Annotated in this window: 26 protein-coding genes; 19 read left to right on the top strand and 7 right to left on the bottom strand. The window is 62.2% G+C overall.

Annotated elements, in window-relative coordinates:
• The first annotated feature begins 62 nt into the window (after window positions 1-62).
• The 6 genes from WIF35_RS04055 (at window position 63) to WIF35_RS04030 (ending at window position 8,671) form a co-directional block, all read left to right on the top strand.
• Window positions 63-3,155 carry an error-prone DNA polymerase gene (locus WIF35_RS04055; protein ID WP_412480291.1) on the top strand — a complete coding sequence of 1,031 codons (3,093 nt, stop codon included), beginning with the start codon at window positions 63-65 and terminating at the stop codon, window positions 3,153-3,155.
• A gap of 145 nt (window positions 3,156-3,300) precedes the next feature.
• Entirely contained in the window at window positions 3,301-4,566 is a 1,266-nt protein-coding gene (locus tag WIF35_RS04050) for a hypothetical protein (RefSeq protein ID WP_412480290.1), read from the top strand.
• A gap of 10 nt (window positions 4,567-4,576) precedes the next feature.
• Complete coding sequence (locus WIF35_RS04045; protein WP_412480289.1) at window positions 4,577-5,011, top strand: hypothetical protein; 435 nt, start codon at window positions 4,577-4,579, stop codon at window positions 5,009-5,011.
• Window positions 5,012-5,030: 19 nt separating this feature from the next.
• On the top strand, window positions 5,031-6,905 hold the full coding sequence (locus tag WIF35_RS04040) for a response regulator (protein WP_412480288.1): 1,875 nt from the start codon (window positions 5,031-5,033) through the stop codon (window positions 6,903-6,905).
• A gap of 105 nt (window positions 6,906-7,010) precedes the next feature.
• Window positions 7,011-7,586 carry a DUF4337 domain-containing protein gene (locus WIF35_RS04035; RefSeq protein WP_412480287.1) on the top strand — a complete coding sequence of 192 codons (576 nt, stop codon included), beginning with the start codon at window positions 7,011-7,013 and terminating at the stop codon, window positions 7,584-7,586.
• The gene (locus tag WIF35_RS04030) at window positions 7,586-8,671 is read left to right on the top strand and encodes a hypothetical protein (protein WP_412480286.1); all 1,086 of its coding nucleotides are present in this window, start codon (window positions 7,586-7,588) and stop codon (window positions 8,669-8,671) included. The genes WIF35_RS04035 and WIF35_RS04030 overlap by 1 nt, the downstream gene beginning before the upstream one ends.
• A gap of 4 nt (window positions 8,672-8,675) precedes the next feature.
• Here WIF35_RS04030 and WIF35_RS04025 read toward each other — a convergent pair whose 3' ends face one another.
• On the bottom strand, window positions 8,676-8,921 hold the full coding sequence (locus WIF35_RS04025) for a DUF1272 domain-containing protein (protein ID WP_412480285.1): 246 nt from the start codon (window positions 8,919-8,921) through the stop codon (window positions 8,676-8,678).
• 154 nt (window positions 8,922-9,075) lie between these two features.
• Here WIF35_RS04025 and WIF35_RS04020 point away from each other — a divergent pair, with 154 nt between their 5' ends.
• Window positions 9,076-9,687, top strand: coding sequence for a hypothetical protein (locus tag WIF35_RS04020; protein ID WP_412480284.1), 612 nt, complete (start codon window positions 9,076-9,078; stop codon window positions 9,685-9,687).
• A 164-nt stretch (window positions 9,688-9,851) separates the two neighbouring features.
• Here WIF35_RS04020 and WIF35_RS04015 read toward each other — a convergent pair whose 3' ends face one another.
• The 6 genes from WIF35_RS04015 to WIF35_RS03990 all read right to left on the bottom strand — a co-directional run bounded on the left by WIF35_RS04015 (window position 9,852) and on the right by WIF35_RS03990 (window position 15,493).
• On the bottom strand, window positions 9,852-11,006 hold the full coding sequence (locus WIF35_RS04015) for an iron-containing alcohol dehydrogenase (RefSeq protein WP_412480283.1): 1,155 nt from the start codon (window positions 11,004-11,006) through the stop codon (window positions 9,852-9,854).
• Between the two features lie 166 nt (window positions 11,007-11,172).
• The gene (locus WIF35_RS04010) at window positions 11,173-12,177 is read right to left on the bottom strand and encodes an LLM class flavin-dependent oxidoreductase (RefSeq protein ID WP_412480282.1); all 1,005 of its coding nucleotides are present in this window, start codon (window positions 12,175-12,177) and stop codon (window positions 11,173-11,175) included.
• Complete coding sequence (locus tag WIF35_RS04005; protein ID WP_412480281.1) at window positions 12,174-13,094, bottom strand: DMT family transporter; 921 nt, start codon at window positions 13,092-13,094, stop codon at window positions 12,174-12,176. Before WIF35_RS04005 ends, WIF35_RS04010 begins: the two co-directional genes overlap by 4 nt.
• Window positions 13,095-13,320: 226 nt before the next feature.
• Complete coding sequence (locus tag WIF35_RS04000; RefSeq protein WP_412480280.1) at window positions 13,321-14,400, bottom strand: alkene reductase; 1,080 nt, start codon at window positions 14,398-14,400, stop codon at window positions 13,321-13,323.
• A gap of 93 nt (window positions 14,401-14,493) precedes the next feature.
• Window positions 14,494-15,078: a TetR/AcrR family transcriptional regulator gene (locus WIF35_RS03995; RefSeq protein WP_412480279.1), complete on the bottom strand. Its 585-nt coding sequence runs from the start codon at window positions 15,076-15,078 to the stop codon at window positions 14,494-14,496.
• Between the two features lie 154 nt (window positions 15,079-15,232).
• Window positions 15,233-15,493, bottom strand: a complete 261-nt coding sequence (locus WIF35_RS03990; RefSeq protein ID WP_412480278.1) for a phosphopantetheine-binding protein — start codon at window positions 15,491-15,493, stop codon at window positions 15,233-15,235.
• A 152-nt stretch (window positions 15,494-15,645) separates the two neighbouring features.
• On the opposite strand from WIF35_RS03990, the gene cysE reads away from it, so the two are divergent.
• From cysE to WIF35_RS03930, 12 genes are all read left to right on the top strand, one after another.
• Window positions 15,646-16,395 carry a serine O-acetyltransferase gene (gene cysE, locus WIF35_RS03985; RefSeq protein WP_412480277.1) on the top strand — a complete coding sequence of 250 codons (750 nt, stop codon included), beginning with the start codon at window positions 15,646-15,648 and terminating at the stop codon, window positions 16,393-16,395.
• A 57-nt stretch (window positions 16,396-16,452) separates the two neighbouring features.
• Window positions 16,453-16,956, top strand: coding sequence for an Rrf2 family transcriptional regulator (locus tag WIF35_RS03980; protein ID WP_412480276.1), 504 nt, complete (start codon window positions 16,453-16,455; stop codon window positions 16,954-16,956).
• Window positions 16,957-16,961: 5 nt separating this feature from the next.
• On the top strand, window positions 16,962-18,119 hold the full coding sequence (locus WIF35_RS03975; protein WP_412480275.1) for a cysteine desulfurase family protein: 1,158 nt from the start codon (window positions 16,962-16,964) through the stop codon (window positions 18,117-18,119).
• A gap of 26 nt (window positions 18,120-18,145) precedes the next feature.
• Window positions 18,146-19,357, top strand: coding sequence for an IscS subfamily cysteine desulfurase (locus WIF35_RS03970; protein ID WP_412480274.1), 1,212 nt, complete (start codon window positions 18,146-18,148; stop codon window positions 19,355-19,357).
• Window positions 19,358-19,402: 45 nt separating this feature from the next.
• Entirely contained in the window at window positions 19,403-19,786 is a 384-nt protein-coding gene (iscU, locus tag WIF35_RS03965; RefSeq protein ID WP_412480273.1) for a Fe-S cluster assembly scaffold IscU, read from the top strand.
• A 2-nt stretch (window positions 19,787-19,788) separates the two neighbouring features.
• Window positions 19,789-20,112, top strand: coding sequence for an iron-sulfur cluster assembly protein IscA (gene iscA / locus WIF35_RS03960; protein WP_412480272.1), 324 nt, complete (start codon window positions 19,789-19,791; stop codon window positions 20,110-20,112).
• A gap of 138 nt (window positions 20,113-20,250) precedes the next feature.
• A complete protein-coding gene (gene hscB / locus WIF35_RS03955) occupies window positions 20,251-20,778 on the top strand; it encodes a Fe-S protein assembly co-chaperone HscB (protein WP_412480271.1) in 528 nt (175 codons plus the stop codon).
• Window positions 20,779-20,780: 2 nt separating this feature from the next.
• Window positions 20,781-22,673 carry a Fe-S protein assembly chaperone HscA gene (hscA, locus tag WIF35_RS03950; protein WP_412480270.1) on the top strand — a complete coding sequence of 631 codons (1,893 nt, stop codon included), beginning with the start codon at window positions 20,781-20,783 and terminating at the stop codon, window positions 22,671-22,673.
• Window positions 22,670-23,014, top strand: coding sequence for an ISC system 2Fe-2S type ferredoxin (gene fdx / locus WIF35_RS03945; RefSeq protein WP_412480269.1), 345 nt, complete (start codon window positions 22,670-22,672; stop codon window positions 23,012-23,014). Before hscA ends, fdx begins: the two co-directional genes overlap by 4 nt.
• Window positions 23,011-23,205, top strand: a complete 195-nt coding sequence (gene iscX / locus WIF35_RS03940) for a Fe-S cluster assembly protein IscX (RefSeq protein WP_412480268.1) — start codon at window positions 23,011-23,013, stop codon at window positions 23,203-23,205. The genes fdx and iscX overlap by 4 nt, the downstream gene beginning before the upstream one ends.
• Before the next feature lie 3 nt (window positions 23,206-23,208).
• Window positions 23,209-23,604 (top strand): DUF2237 family protein, encoded by a 396-nt coding sequence (locus WIF35_RS03935; protein WP_412480267.1) that lies wholly within the window; start codon window positions 23,209-23,211, stop codon window positions 23,602-23,604.
• Window positions 23,605-24,039: 435 nt separating this feature from the next.
• Window positions 24,040-24,429 (top strand): hypothetical protein, encoded by a 390-nt coding sequence (locus WIF35_RS03930; protein WP_412480266.1) that lies wholly within the window; start codon window positions 24,040-24,042, stop codon window positions 24,427-24,429.
• The last annotated feature ends 80 nt before the right edge of the window (window positions 24,430-24,509 follow it).

Raw genomic sequence — 24,509 nt, 5'->3', positions numbered from 1 at the left:
TTGCGCCGGGTTGCCATGTCTACTTTGCCCGTGATCCGTCCATCGTTTGCCGGGAGGCGGTCATGAATACGCCGCTGCCGGCCTACGCCGAACTGCATTGCCTGTCCAATTTCAGCTTTCTGCGCGGCGCCTCCCACCCCGAGGAACTGGTTGCACAGGCGGCGGCGCAGGGCTATGCCGCGCTGGCCTTGACCGACGAATGCTCGCTGGCCGGCGTGGTGCGGGCGCATCTGGCGCTGAAGGTGCTGCCCGCTCCGCCCAAGCTGATCATCGGCAGCGAAATGACGACGGCCGATGGCCTGAAGCTGGTGTTTCTGGCCAGGAAGCGCGAGGGCTACGGCAACCTCTCGGCGCTGATCACGCTGGCCAGGCGGCGGGCGGAGAAGGGCGATTACACCCTGCAACGCCATGACCTGAACGCCATTTCGCCGAGCGGCGCGCTGCCCGATTGCCTGGTGCTGTGGGTGCCGGGCGAGGGCGCGACAGTGGAAGATGGGCGCTGGCTGGCCGAGCGTTTTCCTGGCCGCTGCTGGCTGGCCGTCGAACTCCATGCCGGGCCGGATGATGTTGCCCGGATGGAGTCCTTGCGTGCGCTGGGCGAAGCCTCCGGTCTGCCGCTGGTGGCGGCGGGCGATGTGCACATGCACGTCAAGGCGCGGCGGCCGGTGCAGGATGTGCTGACCGCATTGCGCCTGAAAACCACAGTGTTCGAGGCTGGCCACGCGCTTTTTCCCAACGGCGAACGCCATTTGCGCACCCGCTTGCGCCTGTCGTGCCTCTATCCGCCTGAATGGCTGGCTGAAACGCTGAAGATCGCCGAGCAGTGCCAGTTTTCGTTGGACGAGCTGCGCTATGAATATCCGGAAGAGATTGTCCCCGCCGGCCACACGCCGAGCAGTTGGCTACGTCACGAAACCGAGGCCGGGCTGCGCCGGCGCTACCCGGAAGGCGAGCCGGACGATGTCCGGCGGCGCATCGAATACGAACTGCGCCTGATCGCCGAGATGCGCTACGAAGCGTACTTTCTGACCGTGTACGACATCGTCGTCTTCGCGCGCAGCGTTGGCATCCTGTGCCAGGGGCGCGGCTCGGCGGCCAATTCGACGGTCTGCTTTGCGCTCGGTATCACCGAAGTCGATCCGGCGCGGGCCGGCATGTTGTTCGAGCGGTTCATTTCGAAAGAGCGCGGCGAGCCGCCCGACATCGATGTCGATTTTGAGCACGAGCGGCGGCCCGAGGTTATCGCCTACATCTACCGCAAATACGGGCACGAGCGGGCGGCGCTGACCGCCGCGCTGATCACCTACCGGACCAAGGGCGCGCTGCGCGATGCCGGGCGGGCGCTCGGTTTCGGCATTGCGCAGATCGACGCGCTGACCGCCTCGCTCGCCTGGTGGGACAAGCGCGAGCAACTGCCGGAGCGCTTCGCCGAGCTGGGCCTCGACCCGCAAGCGCCGCGCGTCGAGAAATGGCTGTGGCTGGCCGAGCAGTTGCGCGGCTTTCCGCGCCATCTGACGCAGCACGTCGGCGGCTTTGTCATGTCGCGCGGGCCGTTGGCGCGGCTGGTGCCGGTCGAGAATACGGCGATGCCCGAGCGCACCGTCATCCAGTGGGACAAGGACGATATCGACGCCCTCGGTCTGATGAAAGTCGATGTGCTGGCACTGGGCATGCTGTCGGCCATCCGCCGCACGCTGGCCACACTGGCCGAGCGCGATGGCCGGCCTTTTGGCCTGAAGGATATCCCGCCCGAGGACAAGGCCACCTACGACATGCTGTGCCGGGCCGACAGCATCGGCGTCTTTCAGGTCGAATCGCGGGCGCAGATGAGCATGTTGCCGCGCCTGAAACCACGCAATTACTACGATCTGGTCATCGAAGTGTCGCTGGTGCGGCCGGGGCCGATCCAGGGCGACATGGTCCATCCCTACCTGCGGCGTCGGCAGGGTCTGGAGCGCATCGAGAAAATCTCGCCTGAGGTCGATGCCGTGCTGGAACGCACCTGCGGCGTGCCGATTTTCCAGGAACAGGTCATGCAACTGGCCATCGTCGCCGCCGATTTCACGCCGGGCGAGGCGGATCAATTGCGCCGCTCAATGGCCGCCTGGCGGCGCAAGGGTGGGCTGGAGCCGTTTCAGGACAAGCTGCGCGCCGGCATGGCCAAGAACGGCCTGCCGGCCGAGTTCGCCGAGCGCATCGTGCAGCAGATTCAGGGCTTTGGCGAATACGGCTTTCCCGAGTCGCACGCCGCCAGCTTCGCATTGCTTGTTTATGCCTCGGCCTGGCTCAAGCGCCACGAGCCGGCGGCTTTTTTATGCGGCCTGCTCAACAGTCAGCCAATGGGGTTTTACTCGCCGTCGATGCTGGTGCAGGACGCGCAGCGTCACGGCGTCGTCGTGCGCCCACCGGATGTGACGGCGAGCGATTGGGACAGCCGGCTCGACCCCGATGGCAGCGTCCGCCTCGGCCTGCGCTTGATCGACGGCCTGCGGCAGGCCGCCGGGGAGAGTGCTGCGGTGCACCGGCAAAATGGGCCATTTTCCAGCGTCGCCGATCTCGCCGCGCGGGCCGGGCTGACCCGGCGCGACCTCGACGTGCTGGCCGCCGCCGATGCGCTGGCCAATCTCGCCGGGCATCGCCGGCAAGCCGCCTGGCAGGCGACCACTGCAGTGGCCCAGGGCGACCTGTTCGACGGCCTGCCGCCGCCGGAAACCGCCCCCGTGCTGGCCGCGCCGAGCGAAGCGGAAAACCTGGTCGCCGATTACCAGCGCCTGCACCTGACCCTGCGCCGCCATCCGCTGCACTTGCTGCGCCCGCATCTGGCCGAACGTCGCTTCGTCTGCGCCGCCGACCTGCGCAGCACCGGCGACCGGGCGCTGGTGCGCGCCGCCGGCATCGTGGTCGGTCGCCAACGGCCGGGCACGGCCACCGGCATCGTTTTCGTCACCCTCGAAGACGAAACCGGCCTGGCCAATATCGTCGTCAAGCCGGAACTGGTGGAAAAGCAACGCCGCGAACTGCTCGGCGCGACGCTGCTCGGCGTCTATGGCCAGTTGCAGAAGGAGGGCGAGGTCATCCACCTGATCGCCAAGCGCCTGGTCGATCTTTCGTCATGGCTGGGCAGGCTGGAAACGCGGAGTCGTGATTTCCATTGAAACAAAGGCTTGAACCATTCCGTTTCACGAACGTCATAGCTGGCTATGACGTTCTGCAGATTGATCGAGCCTGACAATTGTCACAAAATTAAAAAAATCTTATATGCATGACTGAAAGGTAAAGGGGCTCTAGATGGGGGAGCGAATGACTCCCAAGCCAACGGCTTGGGCGGGGGCGAAGCGTAATGCCTGGGTGTTTTGCCTTGTCGCCATGGTGTCCGGCCTTGCCTTCGGCGAGGAGGAAAGTCCGCCGCCGCAGGAATTCCCACTCAGCATCCATGCCTTCGGCACCCTGGGGGCTGCCCGCTCGACCAGCGGCACCGCCCAATATGTGCGCGATTCGTCGCAGCCTTATGGCTTGAAGACCGACTGGTCGCCGAATATCGATTCCGTGCTCGGCGCACAGGCCAATTTCAATTTCACCGCTTCGACCGAGGCCGTGGTGCAGGTCATCAGCCGTTATCGCTACAACGGCAATTGGGGGCCGGAGGTTTCCTGGGCCTATATTGGCCACGAGTTCACACCGGGGCTGAAGCTGCGTGCCGGGCGCCTCGGCACCGAGTTCTACATGCTGTCGGATTCGCGCCTGATCGGCTACTCCAACCTGACGGTCCGGCCGGCCCCCGATTTCTTCTCGCCGCTGATCTTTTCCTATTTCGATGGCGCCGATATCAGCGGCAGTCTGCCGGTCGGCTCCGGCCTGCTGCGCGCCAAGCTTTATCAGGGCTATTCGCCGGAAAAAACGCCGTTCTTCGGTGACATTGCCTGGGATTTGAGCGGCAGCCGCCTGCGTGGCGGTTATCTCGATTACCTCGATGGTCCGTGGCAGGTCCGGCTCAGTCACGCCGAGGTGCGTTTTTCGTCGCATGAGATACCGGTCAACCAATTGGCAGCGCCTTATCTCAGCCCCTATCTGGCCTTCCTGCCGTCACCCAACATCACGACACTGGTGCCCGAACTGAGCACCGTGGGCAAGACCGCCGGCTTCAGCTCGCTGGGCGTGGTGTACGACAAGGGACCGTTCCGCCTGCAGGGGATGTACGGTCGCATCCAGCACGAGTCGCGTTCCTACGAGAACAGCTGGTCGGCTTTCCTGCTGGCCTCGTACCGTATCGGCGAGGTGACACCTTATCTTGGCTACTCGACGGTCAAATCGTCGCAGAAAGCCTTGAGCAATCCGCCGTCCGCCCTGTTGGTGCCCGTGGTCGACAACCTGCGCAAACCGGCTCACATGGATCGTCACACGGTCACGCTCGGTGCGCGCTGGGATTTCCGCGAGAACATGGCGCTCAAGGCGCAACTCGATGTGGTCCGGGGCGATCCCAACAGCTACATGCCTTACCGCGGCGAGTTCTCGAACTGGAGCGGCAAGATGGAGATCCTGAGCGTGGCTCTGGATTTCGCCTTCTGAGGAGCGGACCATGACGCCCATCCTCAGACTTCTCCTCAAATGCCTGGCGCTGTTCTGCCTGATGCAGCCCTTGGCGCGAGCCGAACTGGTTGTCGTCGTCGATGCCCGTTCGCCAGTGACCCATCTGTCGCAGACCGAAGTCGTCAACATCTTCATGGGGCGCTACCGGCAGTTCCCCGGTGGCGACACGGCTTATCCGGTGGATCAACCGAAAGGCAGCGAAATGCGGGCTGATTTCTACCAGCGACTGGTCGAGAAATCTCCCTCCGAGATCAACGCCTACTGGGCGCGCCTGCATTTTTCCGGCGCGGCGCGGCCCCCGGCCTCGGCGGATGACGTTGGCGAAGTGCTCTCCTATGTGCTGAGGACGCGCGGCGGCATCGGCTATATCGAGCGCAACAAAGCCGATTCGCGTTTCCGGGTCGTGCTGTCGCTGTCTCCGTAAGCGCTCGAAGAGGGAAACTGTGCGCCATCCAAAGACCGGAATCCTCGCCAAGGCATTGTTCATCACCGTTCTGGCCTTTCTGGCAGCCAGTGTCGTTTCGATTGCCTATACCGTGGTCGAGACCCATCGCCGCTACGAGCAGTCGGTCAACCGGCAGCTGAACCAGCTGGTCGATACGGTGCTGGTCACCGTGCAAACCGCCTGTTTCCTGGGTAATGAAGATCTGGCCAAGGAAGTCGCCAAGGGCTTGTTGAGCAACCGCGAAATCTATCGGGTCTCGATCGATTCCACGCGCGGCCTGCTCAGCGAACAGTCGCGCCAGGCCAAGAAGGTGGCCAAGGCGGGTGCGGCGATCCTGCCGCCGCTCAGCCGCGAGGTGCGTTCGCCATTTACGCCCAATGAGGTGGTCGGGACGATCACTTTGTTTCCCAATCCGGAAGTCATCGACGAGCTGCGCGACGACTATGTCGCTCTCGCCATCAAGCAGCAGGCCTGGCAGCTGGTCTTCGTTTCGCTGGCGATTTTCCTGGCCCTGACCCTGTTTTTCCTGCGCCCGATCCGCCAGATATCGCTCGACCTGCACCGGATGGATGCCGCCGCCGGCGAGCGCCTGGCCATTCCTGCCGGTCATGACAACACCGAAATCGGCCGCCTGGTTCGCGACATCAACGAGCTTTCCGACAACCTGGCGGCCGCGCTCGACGAAGCGCGGCAGGCGAGCCAGCGCGCGGAAGAAGCCTCCGGGGCGAAAAGCGCTTTCCTGGCCAACATGAGCCACGAGATCCGCACGCCGCTCAACGCCATCACCGGCATCGCCCACCTGATCCGCAGGGCCGGCCTGCCGCCCGAGCAGGAAGAGCGTTTGAGCTTGCTGGAACAGGCCGGGCGGCATCTGATGGGGACGATCAACGCCATCCTCGATCTATCCAAAATCGAAGCCGACAAGCTGCTACTGGAGTCGGCGCCTTTTCGCGTGGCCGATGCTGTTAATAACGTGGCCGAGATGTTGCGCCCGCGGGCGGGTGAAAAAGGCCTGCCGATCGAAGTCTCGATCGATCCCCGCTTGGGCAGCTTCATCGGCGACGTGACGCGCATTCAGCAATCGCTGCTCAATCTGGGCACCAATGCCGTCAAGTTCACCGAGACGGGCAAGGTGGCGATTCGGGTATTTCCCGTCGAGGAGTCGGCGGATAGAGCGCTGATCCGCTTCGAAGTCAGCGATACCGGCATCGGCATCGCACCGGAAAACCTGCCCCGCCTGTTCAACGATTTCGAGCAGGCCGACAGCAGCATTTCGCGCAAATATGGCGGCAGCGGTCTCGGGCTGGCCATCTGCAAGAAGCTGGCGAGTCTGATGGGCGGCGATGCCGGGGCGAGCAGCCAATTGGGGCAGGGCAGCACTTTCTGGTTCACCGTCAGCTTGCCCAAGGTGGCCGATAGCGGCAGCGCCAAGCCGGAAATCGAGGAAGCCGCCTTCGAGCGCATCAAGGCCGAATGCTTCGGCCGACGCATCCTGGTGGTCGATGACGAGCCGATCAATGGCGAGATCGCCAAGGCCATGCTCGAAGACGCCGGCCTGGCCGTCGAGGTGGCGGAAGACGGCCTCATGGCGCTCGAACTGGCCAGTCGCGGCGACTACGCCCTGATCCTGATGGACATGCAGATGCCCAACATGGACGGCCTGGAGGCCACGCGCCAACTACGCCAGCGTAGCGAGATGGCATCGGTGCCCATTCTGGCCATGACCGCCAACGCCTTTGCCGAAGACCGGGCGCGCTGCCTGGCGGCGGGCATGAACGACTTCATCAGCAAGCCCTTCGAGCCGGACGACCTCTACGCCATGCTTTACAAGTGGCTGGGCGGGCAGGGTGAGGCGACCCGCGGGGCTGTCTGATCTCCTGCCGCCAGTCGGTTGGTGAGTTTTCTGTACGAATCGACGTTTTCCACCATAAAATCCGCCTCCTTACGCCCCAACCCAAGTTGTAAGGAGAAAACAACAATGTCCGGACACGGTTTTCACGTTCACGGCCCGCACGATCATGAAGTCGAGCACGTCGCCCATCACGGCGGCGACAAATTCACTGCCCGCGTTGCAGTGCTGACCGCCATCCTGTCGACGGTCGGCGCCATTTTCGGCTACATGGGCGGTCATTCGCAGAATGCCGCGCTGCTCTACAAGAACGAAGCCGCCATCCAGAAAACGGCCGCCTCCAACCAGTGGAACTACTACCAGGCCAAGAGCAACAAGCAGAATCTGGCCGAGCTTTCCGTCACGCTGACCACCGGCGAGGCGCAGCAGAAGTTCAAGGATGCCGTCGAGCGCTACAAGCGCGAGAAGGAAGAAATCAAGGCCGAGGCCGACAAGCTCGAAGCCGAGGCCAAGGAATCCGACCACAAGAGCTCGGAAGAAATGCACGTGCATGAGCGCTGGGCGTTGGCCACCACGCTGCTCCAGATTGCCATCGCCCTCTCGGCCATCGCGCTGCTCACCCGCAAGCGCTGGCTGATCGGCGCCGTGCTGCTCGCCGCCTCCGGCGGTGTCGGCGTCGGCATCATGGGCTATCTGCACCTCTGATGTTCCAGCGGCTGTGCCGGCACCTTGCCGGCCTCCTGCTGATCGGCCTGGCTGCTGCGGCCGGGGCCGATCCGGCCTGCCGCATCGCCTACGACATCGGCTCTTCTGGCATCCGCGCCGGCACGACGCTGAGCGAGGCGACGGCGCGGGCCAATATCGATTACCTAGAGCCACTATGGGCCGGGCGCGGGCTCGAAGAAACCGTCGCCCCCACCGTCAAGGCGCTGCGCGACTTTCCCGAAAGCAACGCGCTTCCGGCTGATTGCCCGCGTGTCGGCGGTGGCTTTTCGGCCTGGCGCTTGGCGCTCGAGAAGGATGCCGAGCAAACGGCGGCCATCCTGGCGCGGCTCCGGGCCGAAAGCGGCGTCGCCGTCTTCGTCGTACCGCAATTGCGCGAAGGCGCCTATGGCTATCTCGGCAGCCAGAAACAACTCGGCGAGCGCCTGAACAGCACGCACGTCCTCGACATCGGCGGTGGCAGCATGCAAGTAGCCGGCGAAAAGACCGCCTACGGCGCCATGCTCGGCCAGAAAGCCTGGCTGCGCCTGCTCTGCCAGGAAATCCGCAATGCCGAATCGACGCCGTGCAACCTGCAACCGCTGACCGGCGACGAGCTCGAAACGGCGCGCAAGCTGATTCAGGAACAACTGGCCGGCATCGCCACCGAGCTACCGGTCGGCCGCATGAGCCTCACCGCCGTCAGCCGCCCGGTCACGCTCGGCGTCTATCCGGCTATCGAAAAGCTGTATCCGAACGAAGCGGCCCAGCGCAGCATTCCGCTGCCTACCCTGAGCCAGAGCATCGACCACCTGGCCCGCTTGACCATGGGCGAAACCGTGGCCCAGACCGGCGCCCCGCACGCCCCGGCGGCCTACCTGCTATCCACCATGCTGCTCGTTGAGGGCATCATGCAGGCCACCGCCACGCCCAGCCTGGCCGTGGCCGAAGTCGACCTGACCAACATCCCCGGCCTGCTCGCCGACGACCGCGCCTTCGCCTGGGAACGCCGCTACGGCTGCTACCTCGACCGCCTGAAAGACGAAGGCCTGACCGCCTTCTACAGCGACCCGGCCACCTGCCCGTAAGCCCTCAGCGCCCCGAGCAACCCTGCGGCTTATAGACGCGCTCGGTCGAGGCCGGGTATTTCTCCAGTTTCCTCGCCGGCCGCCGCGGCCGCACCACCAACTCGCCGCCGCAATTCGGGCAGGTGCCGTGCAGCACCGTATCGGCGCACGTCGCACAAAAAGTGCACTCGAAGGAACAGATGCGCGCCTCGGCGGACTCCGGCGGCAGATCCTTGTTGCAGCATTCGCAATTGGGGCGGAGTTGGAGCATTATTCCTTTCTCATAAAATATCGGGTGCGAGTAGCGCGAACCACAAGCCACTTATGTACTGGTTTTTGCCGGAAATGGGTAGTGCACCGCAGGAGTGGGGAAGAAAACGTGGTCTGTCCCCGATTGATTCCGCGAATAGAGGGAGGCGGCATAAATGGGCGGGTTATTCGTGTTTGCGTTAGTTGCCGGCTATATCTGGGTCGCCACGAAGCTCTTTAAGCATGCGGCCAAGCGCTGGACTAAGGCGATCATTGTCATCGCAGCGTTCCTGATTCCTATGGCCGATGCCATCTATGGGCGGATCAAGCTCAAACAGATGTGTGAGGCTGAAGGTGGGATGCATATCTATCGCGTGGTAGAGGGAGTGGAGGGATTTGATAATTCGGTTATGACACCTCACGAGGAATGGATAAAAAAGTACGGATACTACTTTGTCGAAGGAGAGGAGGTCGGTGGCAAACGTTCTCGGATCAGTCTTCAACCTGACGGGAAAATCCGTAGAGAGGTCGGGATCGCACCGATTGCTAAATATGTCTATGAAGTAAAAAAGGGGGATGTTCGAGATACCTTTATACGCATCGAGTCACGCGTACGAGCAAGGGATTCTGGTGATGTTCTCAGTCGCGACGTCCAAATTAGCTATGCCGGTGGTTGGCTCGAACGTCTGGTGAGTGGAGTGTATGCAACTAGAGGAAACGCAGGGCGGTGCGGCCCAGACATTCTGATGCCTGAACTTGTAACAAAAACTCTAAAACCAACTAAATAGGAATCTATAGGTACTCAGGGATAGACCACGACTTGATTTTCAGTTCGGTTTTTTGCCAAAAACCAACAGTGCACCGCAGCAGTCCCCTCAGAGTAGCCAATTGCGCACTCAACAGGAATAAAAACGGGCCATTCAGGCCCGTTCGTTTTTCCAGCGAATCCCGCTCAACCGCAAGCCGCCCGCACGATCCTTTCGGTCTTTGCTTCATCCACTTCGGCATGGGTGCCCAGGGCGGCGTTGCCGTGGGCGAGGACGGCTTGCCAGACGCGGTCGGCGGCGTCGGTCTCGGTGATGCCGGCTTCGCGCAGGTGCACCGGCATGCGCAGGCTGCGGTAGAAGGTTTCGATGGCGGCGATGGTGTCTTCGGCGCTCGGATTGGCCAGGCCGAAGACGTTGCGGCCCATTTGTTCGAGCTTGGCGCGCTTGGCTTCGATCAGTTCGCGCAGCAGCCAGGGCTGGATGATCGACAGGGTGCGGCCGTGGTCGATGTTCCACAGCGCGGTGAGTTCGACGGCGATGCGGTGGGTGATCCAGTCGGTCGGCATGCCGACGCCGATGATGCCGCACAGGGCCTGGTTGGCGGCCCACATCAGGTTTTGCTGCCAGGCGGTTTCGCGGCGCTGGTCGAAGCTGTCGGCCAGGGTTTTCAGGGCCTTCATGACGGCTTCGGCGTAGCCATCCTGGACCAGTGCGCCGACCGGATAGGTTAGGTATTGCTCGCAGACATGCACGAAGGCATCGACGAGGCCGTTTTCGAGCTGGCGGTCGGGCAGGCTGGTCATAACCTCGGGGTTGAGGATGGCGAAACGCGGGCGGGCCGGCGGCACGTAGAAGACGCGCTTTTCCAGCGTCGCCTTGCGGGTGACGACTGCGCCGACGTTGGATTCCGAGCCGGTGGCCGGCAGGGTGAGGACGATGCCGACCGGCAGCGCGACCTTGGGGAAGTGCTTGCCGCTGACGATGTCCCAGCCGTCGCCGTCATAGAGCGCGGCACAGGCGACGTACTTGGCGCCGTCCGACACCGAGCCGCCGCCGACGCCGAGGACGAAATCGGTTTTTTGCGTTTTGGCGAGGTGCACCGCAGCAGTCAGGGTTTCCAGCGTCGGATTGGGTTCGACGCCGGCGAATTCGACGATTTCACGCCCGGCCAGCGCCGCCGTTACCTTTTCGTAGACGCCGTTCTTCTTGATCGAGCCGCCGCCGTAGAGCAGCAGCACCTTGGCGTCGGCCGGCACCAGGCCGCCCAGCTTGGCGAAGCTGTTGCTGCCGAAAACGATCTGCGTCGGGTTGTGGTAGCTGAATTCGAAGAGGTAGGGCATGGAGGTGTCCTTGTGCGTGGGTTCGGTACAAAACTGGCCGTGGGCGCTCATCAATTCGTCATCACCGCGCAGGCGGGGATCCAGGGGGTTTAGTTTTCTGGATTCCCGCCTGCGCGGGAATGACGCTTCGGCATAGGTTCAAGGATAGCCGGCTTGGCTTGGTGTGTCAGGCAGTGCGGCAAGCGCTATTGACGATGTCGAGCGAGCGCAGGCGCAGGGTTGGGTCGTAGACATCGCAAACGAACATGAATTCGTCGGCCTGCGTGGCTTTTTGCAGATCGAGCAAACCTTCGCGCACGCGCTCCGGCCCGCCGATCACCGCCGCGCCGAGAAAATCGGCGATGGCCGAGCGTTCGTGCGGATGCTGCGCTTCGAGAAAACCGGCTTGCGGCGGCGGCAAGGGGCGGCGGTCGCCGCGCAGGATGCCGAGTACGCGCTGGAAGATGCTGGTGGCCAGGAGTTCGGCTTCGTCGTCGGTCGGCGCGGCAACCACCGGCACGCCGATGATGACGTAAGGCTGGGCGAGCTTGGCCGAAGGCTGGAATAGGCGGCGGTAGAGGTCGATGGCCTGCAGCAGCATGGCCGGCGCGAAGTGTGAGGCAAAGGCGTAGGGCAGGCCGCGCTCGGCGGCGAGGCGGGCGGAGAAGAGGCTGGAGCCGAGTAGCCAGATCGGCACTTCGGTGCCGGTGCCAGGCACGGCGACGACCGCCTGGCCGGGCTGGGCTGGGCCGAGCAGGCGCTGCAACTCGGCCACTTCGCGTGGGAAATCGGCTTCGGTCTCGATGCGATCACGGCGCAGGGCGCGCATGGTGGTGGCGTCGGTGCCCGGCGCGCGGCCGAGGCCGAGGTCGATGCGCCCCGGATACAGTTCGGCCAGCGTGCCGAAGGCTTCGGCAACGACCAGCGGCGCATGGTTGGGCAGCATGATGCCGCCGGAGCCGACGCGGATGCGCTCGGTGCCGCCGGCGATGTGGCCGACCAGCACGGCGGTGGCGGAGCTGGCGATGCCCGGCATGTTGTGGTGCTCGGCCAGCCAGTAGCGCTCGAAACCGAGCTGTTCGACATGGCGGGCGGTGGCCAGCGAAATGGCCAGAGCCTCGGCCACGCTGCCGCCTTCGCGTACGGCAACGAGGTCGAGCATGGAAAGCTTGAGACGATTGAGCGGATTCATGCGGCCTCCGTGGGGGTCTTGGCGGGCACCGGGTTCTTCTTGCTGGCCGCCCAACTCAACAGCGAGAGCAGGGCAAGGCCACCACCGATGAGCAGGATGCCGGCGATTTCGGTGGTCTTGAACTCTTCACCGAAAGTCAGGCGCGACGACAGGATGGCGACGACCGGCGTGCCGAGCACGGACAGGCTGGCCTCCCAGGCCGGCACGCGGTCGAGGATGTAAATCCACAGCCACCAGCACATGGCGGTGCTGGCGATGGACATGAAGGCGAGGATGCCCATGTAGGGCAGCGACCATTCGGTGGCGTGTTCCGGCACGACGAAGCTCAGCCCGACCAGCGGCACGGCGCCGAGGACCATCTGCCAGGCAGTCAGCGTCAGCAGGTCGACCGGCGTGGTCGAGCGCAGGCGCTTGATCAGGATGGTGCCGCTCGCCCAGCACAGCGCGGCCATGACGCCGAGGAACTTGCTGAACAGGCTGGCGTGCATGTCCCACGGTTCGATGATCATCAGCAGACCGGTGAGGGTGCTGGCGGCGGCCAGCCACTGCTTGCCGCGGATGCGCTCGCCGAGCAGCGGCCAGGCGAGCAGCAGGGTCCAGATCGGCATGGTGAAAATGAGCACCGCCGTCTTGCCGGGGCCGCCTTCGACCAGCGCCCAGGTCTGGAAGATCATGAAGCCGGCGACCTGGGTCAAACCGATGGCCAGCGTCTGGCCGGGCGCCACCAGCTTGAGCGGCTTGCCCATCAGCTTGAGGGCGATGAGCAACGCCAGCGCGCCGCCGACGCAGCGTTCGGCCGCAAAGGCGAAAGGCGGGGCGTAGTGCAGGCCCTGCTTGGCCAGCACCCAGGTGTAGCCCCAGGTCAGCGATAGCACGGCGAGGGCGATGGCTGGCAGCCAGCGGCGGGTGTTGTTCATGGCGTTCTCTGTTTGGCCACAACCTCGTTGAAGGCCGTGGTTTGGGGTTGTTATTTTTACTTTGGCGGATGGGGTGGGCGGAAATGGGTTTGACCGAGGCTGCAAACCCCTCCCAACCTCCCCTTGTCAGGGGAGGAGCCGCACAGCGGTAGCTTAAACGCTCCCTCCCCTGTGAAGGGGAGGGCTGGGGAGGGGGTTGCTGGCCTTGGAAAATCACTAAAACCGCTCAAGCCAACGTCGAATAATCCGTATAGCCCTCGGCGCCGCCGCCGTACAGCTTGTCGGCACGCAGTTCGTTGAGCGCGGCACCTTCCTTCAGGCGACGGACGAGGTCCGGCGTGCTGATGAACGGGCGGCCGAAGGCGATCAGATCGGCTTGGCCGCTGGCCACGGTCTGCATGGCCAGGTCGCGGTCGTAGCCGTTATTGACCATCCACGGACCCTTGAAGGCGCGGTGCAGGGCGGCGTAGTCGAAGGCCGGGGCATCTGGCGTGCGGGTGCCACCGGTTTCGCCTTCGATCACGTGCAGGTAGGCCAGGCCGAAGGGAGCCAGCTGCTCGACGACATAGCCGTAGAGCGCCTGCGGGTTGCTGTCGCGCGGGGCGGTGAAGGTGGTCATCGGGCTGAGGCGGATGCCGGTGCGGCCGGCGCCGATTTCGCCGGTGATGGCGCGGACGACGTCGAGTAGCAGGCGGGCGCGGTTCTCGATGCTACCGCCGTAGGGGCCGCTGCGATCATTGACGCTGTCGCGCAGGAACTGCTCGATCAGGTAGGTGTTGGCGGCGTGGATTTCGACGCCGTCGAAGCCGGCCTCGATGGCATTGCGCGCGGCGCGGCGGTAATCCTCGATTAGGCCGGGGATTTCGTCATCGCGCAGGGCGCGTGGCTTGGACACCGGGATGAAGCCTTCCTTGGTGAAGGTGGCGGCTTCGGCAACGCGGTCGGTCGAAGAGACCGGCGCAGCGCCATCGGGTAGCAGCGAGGTGTGCGAAATGCGGCCGACGTGCCAAAGCTGCAACACGATCTTGCCGCCTTCGGCATGTACGGCGGCCGTGACGGCCTTCCAGGCATCAACCTGTTCGGCCGACCAGATGCCCGGGGTGTCGAGGTAGCCCTGAGCCATCGGGCTGATCGGGCTGGCTTCGGCGATGATCAGGCCGGCCGTGGCGCGTTGGCGGTAGTACTCGACGGTCAGCGGGCCGGGCTTGTTGCCCTCGACGGCGCGGTTGCGCGTCAGCGGGGCCATCACGATGCGGTTGGAGAGGGCAATGTCGCCAATCTTGATCGGGTCGAACAGGGTGCTCATGGTTGCTCCTTCTTGGTTATTTGCTAAAAATTAGACCGGTCGTCTATTAAATGGCGTTAAAAATTGGCCGCGGGTGGGCGGCCTGGTTGGAATTCAGCGGGTCAGCAGCTTTTGCGTGAATTGCATGGCGTTGTCGAGCGCGTCGGAATTGCGGTGCAGCTTGCCGAGCAGGCTGGCGCCCAGCCACATCTGGTAAAGCGTTTGCGCGGTGGCCGCCGGATCGAGCGCCGGAATGGAACCATCGCTGACGCCGGCCTCGATCAGCCGGGCGATGCGCTGGACGATCTGGTCCGTGCCGTCGCGTAGCGTGACGCGCATGGCGTCCGACAGATCGGCCACTTCGCCGGCCAGTTTGACGACCATGCATTTCTGCTCGCAACAGGTATCGAGTTGCTTGTCGACCCAGCGTTGCCAGTAGCGCATCAGGCGTTCATGGGCGGAGTCGGCTTCGGTGGCGAACAGGGCGTCTAGATCGGCCAGGTAGCGGTCGAAGTAATCCTGCAACAGAGCCTGACCGTATTGTTCCTTGGATTCGAAGTAGTGATAGAACGACCCCTTCGGCACGCCGGCCGAAGTCAGGATTTCGTTGAGCCCGACGCTCGCGAAGCCCTTGCCGACGATGATGCGCTGGCCGGTTTCGAGAATGTGCTGGCGGGTGTTGTCGTGACGTGCGTTCATGGGAAGCGACTATGCCATCAATTAGACCGGTCGTCTAGTGAATTTTTTGGTCACAAAAAAACCGCTCGGAAGATCCGGGCGGCTTTGGTTTTTGGCTATTTTTGCCGGTGCACCGCAGTCATAGAAATAAGCGGTGAAACCTGAGGCCTGGTGGTCAGGCGCGCTTGGCTTCGATCAGCGCGGCCAGCGTGGCGACCGAGCGCAGGTGGGCGCGGGCGGCTTCGTCGTTGGCTTCGAGCACGACGCCGTATTGTTTTTTCAGGGCCAGCACCAGTTCCAGCGCGTCGATCGAGTCGAGGCCAAGGCCGTCTTCGGCGAAGAGCAAGGTGTCGTCGCCGATATCGGCGGGGCTCATGTCCTCCAGATTCATCGTTTCGATGATGAAGGCCTTCAGTTCCTGATGCAGTGCGCTCATGATTTTTTGTGTTTGATTTCCCTTGGGGCGGAATTATACGGGCTGTTGTTGGCCTCGGATGCACCGAAAACGGGCACTTTTTCGCGAAATAGCTGACAAATTCAGTCGAGTATTTTAGAATCGCCCTTTAATCTTTGTGGAGATCAGGCCTCATGTTCCGGCACCTGCGAGAGGATATCCGCGCGGTTTTCGACCGCGATCCCGCCGCCCGCTCGTTCTGGGAAGTCCTGACCTGTTATCCGGGCATCCACGCCCTGATCATGCACCGCATCGCCCACTGGTTGTGGGGCCATCGCCTGCGCTGGCTGGCGCGCTTCACGGCGCATGTCTCGCGCATGCTGACCGGCATCGAGATTCATCCGGGCGCCACCATTGGCCGCCGTTTCTTCATCGACCACGGCATGGGCGTGGTGATCGGTGAGACCGCCGAAATTCACGATGACGTGACGCTCTACCACGGCGTGACCTTGGGCGGCACTTCCTGGAACAAGGGCAAGCGCCATCCGACGCTGGAGAACGGCGTGGTGGTCGGTGCGGGTGCCAAGGTGCTCGGGCCGATCGTCATTTCGGCTGGCGCCAAGGTCGGCTCCAATGCGGTGGTGACCAAGCCAGTGCCGGCTGGCGCGACCGCCGTCGGCAATCCGGCGCGCATCATCGATCAGCAGAGCCGCGAGCGCGAAGCGCAGGCGGAGAAGATGGGCTTCTCGGCCTATGCCGTGGCGCGCGATCAGGACGATCCGCTGGCCAAGGCCATCCACGGCCTGCTCGACCACGCGGCGGAAACCGACCGCCGCCTGGCCATGCTGCTGAAGGAACTGGAAGCGCAGGGCGTCAAGTGCGACCAGGAAGTGCAGCCCGCCGATGCCTTCGATCCGCAATACCTGAGCAAAATAGTTGACTAATTTTCTCTGGTTTATATATAGTTGACCATAACGCTAGGTTATTAACGGGAGATCGAGATGCGTTTGACCACCAAAGGACGTTTCGCTGTGACGGCGATGATGGATTTGGCGCTGCGTGGCGAGGAAGGTCCGATTGCGCTGGCCAGCATCGCCGAGCGGCAGAGCATTTCTCTGTCTTACCTTGAGCAGTTGTTCGGCAAGCTGCGCCGCCACAAGCTGGTGGAAAGTGTGCGCGGCCCGGGCGGCGGCTATTGCATCGCCAAACCGCTGGAGAAATTGTCGGTGGCCGACATCATCCGCGCCGTCGATGAGCAGCTCGATGCCACACAGTGCGGCGGCGAAGAAAACTGCCACGAAGCACATCGCTGCATGACGCACGACCTGTGGTCGACGCTTAATTCCAAGATGTTCGAGTATCTGGCCTCGGTCAGCATGGCCGATCTGGTCGGCCGCGAAAAGCAGAAGGCTGCGGCGCGTGGCGAAGCCGTGCTGTCCGACAAGCGTCCGCTTGGTCCGCATCCGCGTCGTGCAACCCGCGAGAAGGCGGCAGCGCTCGCCTGATCATCATGTTCCAGCCGGCCTACCTCGACCATAACGCCACGACGCCGCTCGATCCGGCGGTGCTGGCGGCCATGCTGCCCTGGCTCGAAGGCCAGTGCGGCAATGCGTCGAGCCGTCACGAATACGGCCGCCGTTCGCGGCTGGCCATCGACGAGGCGCGCCAGCGTGTCGCGGCGGCGGTCAATGCGCATCCGACCGAGGTGGTGTTCACCAGCGGCGGCAGCGAATCAAACAACCTGTTCCTGAAAGGCGCGGCCGCCTGCCTGAAACCCGGCCTGCTTGCCGTCAGCGCCATCGAGCATCCTTGCGTGATCAAGCCAGCGGCGCAACTGGCCCGTTTGGGCTGGGAAGTGCGGCATGCTGCGGTGGACAGTGCCGGAAAGGTAAAAACCGAAGACTACGCCGAGCTGTTGCTGGGCAAGCCGAAGCTGATTTCCATCATGCTGGCCAATAACGAAACCGGCGTGATCCAGGATGTTCCGGCGCTGGCCTCGGCCGCCAAAGGCAGCGGCGCCTGGTTCCATACCGATGCCGTGCAGGCGCTCGGCAAGCTGGCGCTCGATTTTCGTGCGTTGATTGCAAGCGGCGTGCATGCCATGACGCTCTCGGCGCACAAGGCTTATGGGCCGAAGGGCGCGGCGGCGCTGGTGCTCGACAAGCGCGTCGAATTGCAGCCGCTGATTGCCGGCGGCGGCCATGAGCGTGGCCTGCGCTCGGGCACCGAAAACGTCCCGGCCATCGTCGGATTCGGCATTGCTGCGGAACTTGCGGCGCAACGCGTTGCCGAAGTGCCCGCACGCCTGCTGCGATTGCGTGAGCGTCTGGAGCGCGGTCTGGTGGCCTTGGGCGCGACGATCTTCGGCGGAGAGGCTGAACGTCTGCCGAACACCAGCTACTTCGCCTTCAAGGATATCGACGGCGAAACCCTGGTCGGCAAGCTGGATCGCGAAGGTTTTGCCGTCGCCAGTGGCGCGGCCTGTTCCAGCGCCAACCCGGAGCCTTCGCATGTGTTGCAGGCGATGGGCGTGGCGCCCGAGATCGGCCGCGGCGCAGTGCGTGTCAGCCTTGGTGCCGCCAACAGCGAAGCCGAGATCGATCAATTCATCAATGCCTTGCAGGTGACCGTCGGACGCCTGCAGGGACTGACGGCGGTTGCCGTCTGAACAACCCGACAGAGCGAGAATAGACGATGAAACTCCCCATCTATCTGGATTACTCGGCCACGACCCCGGTGGACCCGCGCGTTGCGGAAAAAATGATTCCCTACCTGTGCGAGAAGTTCGGCAACCCGGCTTCGCGCTCCCACAGCTTCGGCTGGGAGGCGGAAGCGGCGGTCGAGGAAGCGCGCGAGCAGGTGGCTGCGCTGGTCAATGCCGATCCGAAGGAAATCGTCTGGACCTCCGGCGCGACCGAGTCCAATAACCTCGCCATCAAGGGGGCGGCCAATTTCTACGCCGGCACCAAGGGCAAGCACATCATCACGGTGAAGACCGAGCACAAGGCCGTGCTCGACACCGTGCGCGAAATGGAGCGCCAGGGTTTCGAGGCCACCTACCTCGACGTGCAGGAAAACGGCCTGATCGACCTCGAAGCCTTCAAGGCGGCGATTCGTCCGGATACCGTGCTGGCCTCGGTAATGTTCGTCAATAACGAAATCGGCGTCATTCAACCGATCGAGCAACTGGGCGAAATCTGCCGCGAGAAGGGCGTCATCTTCCACGTCGATGCGGCGCAGGCCACCGGCAAGGTCGAGATTGACCTGGCCAAGCTGAAGGTCGACCTGATGAGCTTCTCAGCCCACAAGACCTACGGCCCGAAGGGTATTGGCGCGCTGTACGTGCGTCGCAAGCCGCGTATTCGCCTCGAGGCACAGATGCACGGTGGCGGCCACGAGCGCGGTTTCCGCTCCGGCACGCTGGCCACGCACCAGATCGTTGGCATGGGCGAAGCCTTCCGTCTGGCCAAGGAAGAAATGGTCCAGGAAAACGCCCACATCAAGGCCCTGCGCGACCGCCTGCTGAACGGCCTGAAGGACATGCAGGCGACCTACGTGAACGGCGACATGGAGCACCGCGTTGCCCACAACCTGAACATCAGCTTCGCCTATGTCGAAGGCGAGTCGATGATCATGGCGATCAAGGATCTGGCGGTGTCGTCCGGTTCGGCCTGTACCTCGGCCAGCCTGGAGCCGTCCTACGTGTTGCGTGCGCTGGGTCGCGATGATGAGCTGGCGCACAGCTCCATTCGTTTCTCCATCGGTCGCTTCACGACGGAAGAAGAAATTGATCATGCAATCAATGTGTTGAAGTCGAAAGTTGGCAAACTACGTGAAATGTCGCCGCTGTGGGAAATGGTCCAGGAAGGTGTCGACCTGAGCACCGTCCAGTGGGCGGCACACTGATTGCATAAGAAGACGAAATATCCCAGGAATTAACGGAGAAATAACATGAGCTATAGCGTAAAAGTCATTGATCACTATGAGAATCCTCGCAATGTCGGCTCCTTCGACAAGGAAGATTCCGGGGTCGGTACCGGCATGGTCGGCGCACCAGCTTGTGGCGACGTGATGAAGTTGCAGATCAAGGTGAACAAGGAAGGCGTCATCGAGGACGCCAAGTTCAAGACCTACGGTTGCGGCTCGGCCATTGCCTCATCGTCGCTGGTGACCGAATGGGTCAAGGGCAAGACCGTCGATCAGGCGCTGGAGATCAAAAATACCGAGATCGCCGAAGAATTGGCGCTGCCCCCGGTTAAAATTCACTGCTCGATCCTGGCCGAGGACGCCATCAAGGCGGCTGTGGCCGATTACAAGAAAAAGCACGGAGAATAAGCATGGCCATCACCTTGAGCGATACGGCGGCTAAGCACGTCACCAATTTCCTGACCAAGCGCGGTAAGGGCATCGGTCTGCGTCTCGGGGTGCGGACCAGTGGCTGTTCCGGCATGGCCTACAAGCTGGAGTTCGTCGACGAAACGGCTGAAGACGACATCGTTTTCGAAAGCAATGGCGTCAAGGTCTTCGTCGATCCGAAGAGCCTGCCTTACCTGGACGGGATGGAGCTGGACTTCGCCCGCGAAGGCCTGAACGAAGGGTTCAAATTCAACAACCCGAACGTCAAGGATCAGTGCGGCTGCGGCGAATCCTTCAACGTGTAGCAGGCGGCTCGGCGGGGTGGCGTTAAACCCCGCTTGCCGTACTATTCGTACTGTCTGCGCGGGGTTTGCCTTGCCCCGCCTTCGCTTTGAAGTAGTCGCATCCTGAACTGTCCGGTTTGTGCGTTTGTGAGGTTTGAGGTGGATCTAAGCACTGATTTCTTTTCCCTGTTCGAACTGCCGAAGATTTTCCGCCTGAACCTGTCCGAGCTGGATTCGCGCTATCGCGATGTGCAGGCGCAGGTGCATCCGGATCGTTTCGCCCATGCCTCCGAAGCCGAGCGGCGCATGTCGATGCAGTGGGCGACACGGGCGAACGAGGCTTACCAGACCTTGAAGAAGCCGCTGGAGCGGGCAAAGTATCTGTTGCATCTGGCCGGGCACGACCTGCAGGCCGAGAACAACACCGCCATGCCGGCCGAGTTCCTGATGGAACAGATGGAATGGCGCGAGGCAGTCATGGAAGCCCGTGGCGGCGGCGATCATCACGAACTGGAGCGCCTGCATAACCGCCTGCGTAGCGACATGGTCGGGCGCTTCGACGAACTGGCCGCCTTGCTCGACGAAAAACAGGATTACGCGGCGGCGACCGATCTGGTGCGTCGCCTGATGTTCCTCGACAAACTCTTGTACGAAATCGACGACGCACTGGCGTCGCTGGAAGAATAACAATGGCTCTGTTTCAAATCGCCGAACCGGGCGAATCCGCAGCACCCCACGAACACAAGCTGGCCATCGGCATCGACCTCGGCACGACCAACTCGCTGGTCGCCACGGTACGTAGCGGCCTGGCCGTTTGCCTGAACGATGAGCAGGGACGCCCGCTGCTGCCTTCCGTCGTGCGCTATCACGCCGATGGCAGCACGGAGGTCGGCTACGACGCGCAGAAGAACCAGGCGGTCGATCCCAAGAACACCATCGTCTCGGTCAAGCGCTTCATGGGCCGTGGCACCAAGGACATCGCCCACGTCGAGTCCATGCCTTACGACTTCATCGAAGCGCCGGGCATGGTCAAGCTGAAGACGCACGCCGGCATCAAGAGCCCGGTCGAAGTCTCGGCTGAAATCCTCAAGTCGCTGAAGCTGCGCGCTGAAGCCGCGCTCGGCGGCGATCTGGTGGGCGCGGTGATCACCGTGCCGGCGTATTTTGACGATGCACAGCGTCAGGCCACCAAGGATGCCGCCCGTCTGGCCGGCCTCAACGTGCTGCGCCTGCTCAACGAACCGACGGCTGCGGCCATCGCCTACGGCCTCGACAACGCGGCCGAGGGCGTTTATGCGGTGTACGACCTGGGTGGCGGTACCTTCGATATTTCCATTCTGAAGCTGACCAAGGGCGTCTTCGAGGTCATGGCCACCGGCGGCGATTCGGCGCTGGGCGGCGACGATTTCGACCATCGCATCTACTGCTGGGTCATCGAGCAGGCCAAGTTGCAGCCGCTGTCGCCGGAAGACGCGCGTCGCCTGATGATGCGTTGCCGTGAAGCCAAGGAATTCCTCACCCAGAACCCGGAAGCGCCCATTGTGCTGCGTCTGGCGACCGGCGAGATCATCGACGTCAAGCTCGACGTCGCCACCTTCGCCAACATCACGCAGACGCTGATTTCCAAGACGCTACAGCCGGTAAAGAAGGCCTTGCGCGATGCGGGTTTGCGGGCCGAGGACATCAAGGGCGTGGTCATGGTCGGCGGTGCGACGCGCATGCCGCAGGTGCAAAAGGCGGTCGGCGACTTTTTCCGCCAGGAACCGCTGACCAATCTCGATCCGGACAAGGTCGTCGCGCTTGGCGCGGCCACCCAGGCCAACCTGCTGGCCGGCAACAAGACGGGCAAGGATGACTGGCTGCTGCTCGACGTCATTCCGCTGTCGCTCGGCCTGGAAACCATGGGCGGCCTGACCGAGAAGGTTATTCCGCGCAATTCGACCATTCCGACTGCCCGTGCCCAGGAATTCACCACCTACAAGGATGGCCAGACTGCGATGGCGATCCACGTCGTGCAGGGCGAGCGTGAGTTGATCAGCGACTGCCGTTCGCTGGCGCGCTTCGAACTGCGTGGCATTCCGCCGATGGTGGCCGGTGCGGCGCGCATCCGCGTGACTTTCCAGGTCGATGCCGACGGTTTGCTGTCGGTCACGGCGCGTGAGCAGACGACGGGCGTCGAGTCGAGCATCACCGTCAAGCCATCCTACGGCCTGTCCGACGACGAGATCGCCGACATGTTGAAGGATTCGATGGAGCACGCCAAGGACGACGCCATGGCGCGCGCACTGAAGGAAGCTCAGGTCGAGGCCGACCGCATGATCGAGGCGACCGAGGCCGCGCTGGCCGAGGATTCGCATCTGCTCAATGCCGCCGAGATCGAGAAGATTCGCAACACCATCGCCAAGCTGCGCGAAACCGCAGCGGGCGATAACCGCCGCCTGATCAATATCGCCATGGACGACCTCGGTTACGAAACCCAGGCCTTTGCCCATCGTCGCATGGATCAGAGCATCAAAAAAGTCCTGTCCGGCCGCAAGGTCGATGACATCAAGATGGGCGAAGAAGAAGGAGAGGGCGCATGACCCAGATCATCGTATTGCCGCACGTGGAACTCTGCCCGGACGGCGCCGTGATCGAAGCCAAGGAAGGCACGTCGATCTGCGAAAACCTGCTGGAAAACAACATCGAGCTGGAGCACGCCTGCGAGATGTCGTGTGCCTGCACGACCTGTCACGTCATCGTGCGTGAGGGCTTCAACTCACTGGAGCCGGCCGAAGACCTCGAAGAGGACATGCTGGACAAGGCCTGGGGCCTGGAACCGAATTCCCGTCTGGGCTGCCAGGCCATCGTCAAATCAACGCCGCTGGTGGTCGAGATTCCGAAATACAGCATCAACATGGCGAAGGAGGGACATCGCAAATGAAATGGACCGACATCAACGATATCGCCATCGAGCTGAGCGAGGCCCATCCCGACAAGGATCCGCTGAAGATCAACTTCGTCGATCTGCGTGACTGGGTCATGGCGCTGCCCGGTTTCAACGACGCCCCCAAACATTGCGGCGAAAAGATCCTCGAAGCCATCCAGCAAGCCTGGATCGACGAGGTCGAGTAAGCCATGAAAACCCGTGACTTCCCCGGACGCGGCAGCCAGCTGAACGTTCTGGGTGGTCCGTTGCTCACCTGTAGCGACGATCCGGTCACGGGTTTCTTCCGCGATGGCTGCTGCAATACCTCGGAAGACGATTTCGGCAGCCACACCATCTGCGTCGTCCTGACGGCAGATTTCCTGCAGTTTTCCAAGGCGCGGGGCAACGATCTATCCACGCCGCGCCCCGAGTTCAACTTCCCCGGCCTGCAACCCGGCCAGCGCTGGTGCCTGTGCGCCGCCCGCTGGCTGGAAGCCCACCAAGCGGGCAAGGCACCGCGCGTGTCGCTCAATTCGACCAACCAGGCCGCGCTTGAAATCGTGCCGCTGGAGTTGTTAAAGCTTTACGCGGTCGATCTGCACTGAGAACAGCCGCTCCGTAAGCGTCATTCCCGCGAACGCGGGAATCCAGAAATGACTAAGCCTAAGGGGTTCGGTTTTTGCGGGAAGCTCGAATTAGCATGGCTACTGGCTAGCTGCAAAATCTCGACTGAACTGACTGACTGTTCTCATGACAGCTGATCACTCAATATTGTTGTCTTGACCAGCCGTGATAGACAGCATTCAACTGCCAAGATAGGCCATTGAAGGCTTGTCTTGTTAGCAGCCATTTCACTTGAGTCTAATGCGGTATGAATAGATACTTGCGGCTCTGTCTCTGTATTTGTAACTAGTAATTCGGACAAAATGCGCGATAACCATTGGCAATTCGAAGTTTCCGCTTTTTTTGCATCCGCTTGATTATGCATAGACGGACCTATGGTCCGTCTATTAACTGTTAGGTTTGCTCAGGACGATCGCATGGACATCATTCTTCTGTCAGGATGCCCAAACTCTGGAAAAACCACGACCATGAACTTGGTCTATAACGATCTCATTTCAAAAGGTGCGACAGTTGTACAGAGCAGAGTACAACTCGGCGGTAACGCCACAGATTTTGAGTGCATCGTGAAGTACAAAGGAAAGCTAGTTGCCATGTACTCCATGGGAGACTATTTAATCCACTGCTGCTTCGCAGCGGTTCGATATGCTTCCTGCGACAAGCTAATCTTGGCTTACAACAATAAATTCAAACAAGACTTGGCTGCCGTCGTAGCAAGATGCAAAAATCATATAGTTATCACAAAGTCGACTGGAAATCATGCTTCCAGCAATCAGAAAGACGCGACTAAGGTAGTGTCAAAAATCTAGTTCTGTAAACCTAACAGGTCAATCAATCCGGACGCCATGAAATACCTGTCATTTCCCGAACTGCTTTGCAGCTGCGCCGG

This window comes from Azonexus sp. IMCC34839 (assembly GCF_047047955.1).
Classification (GTDB): domain Bacteria; phylum Pseudomonadota; class Gammaproteobacteria; order Burkholderiales; family Rhodocyclaceae; genus Azonexus.
The sequence above is the reverse complement of the archived record's forward strand: the minus strand, read 5'-3'. Positions and strand labels throughout refer to the sequence as shown.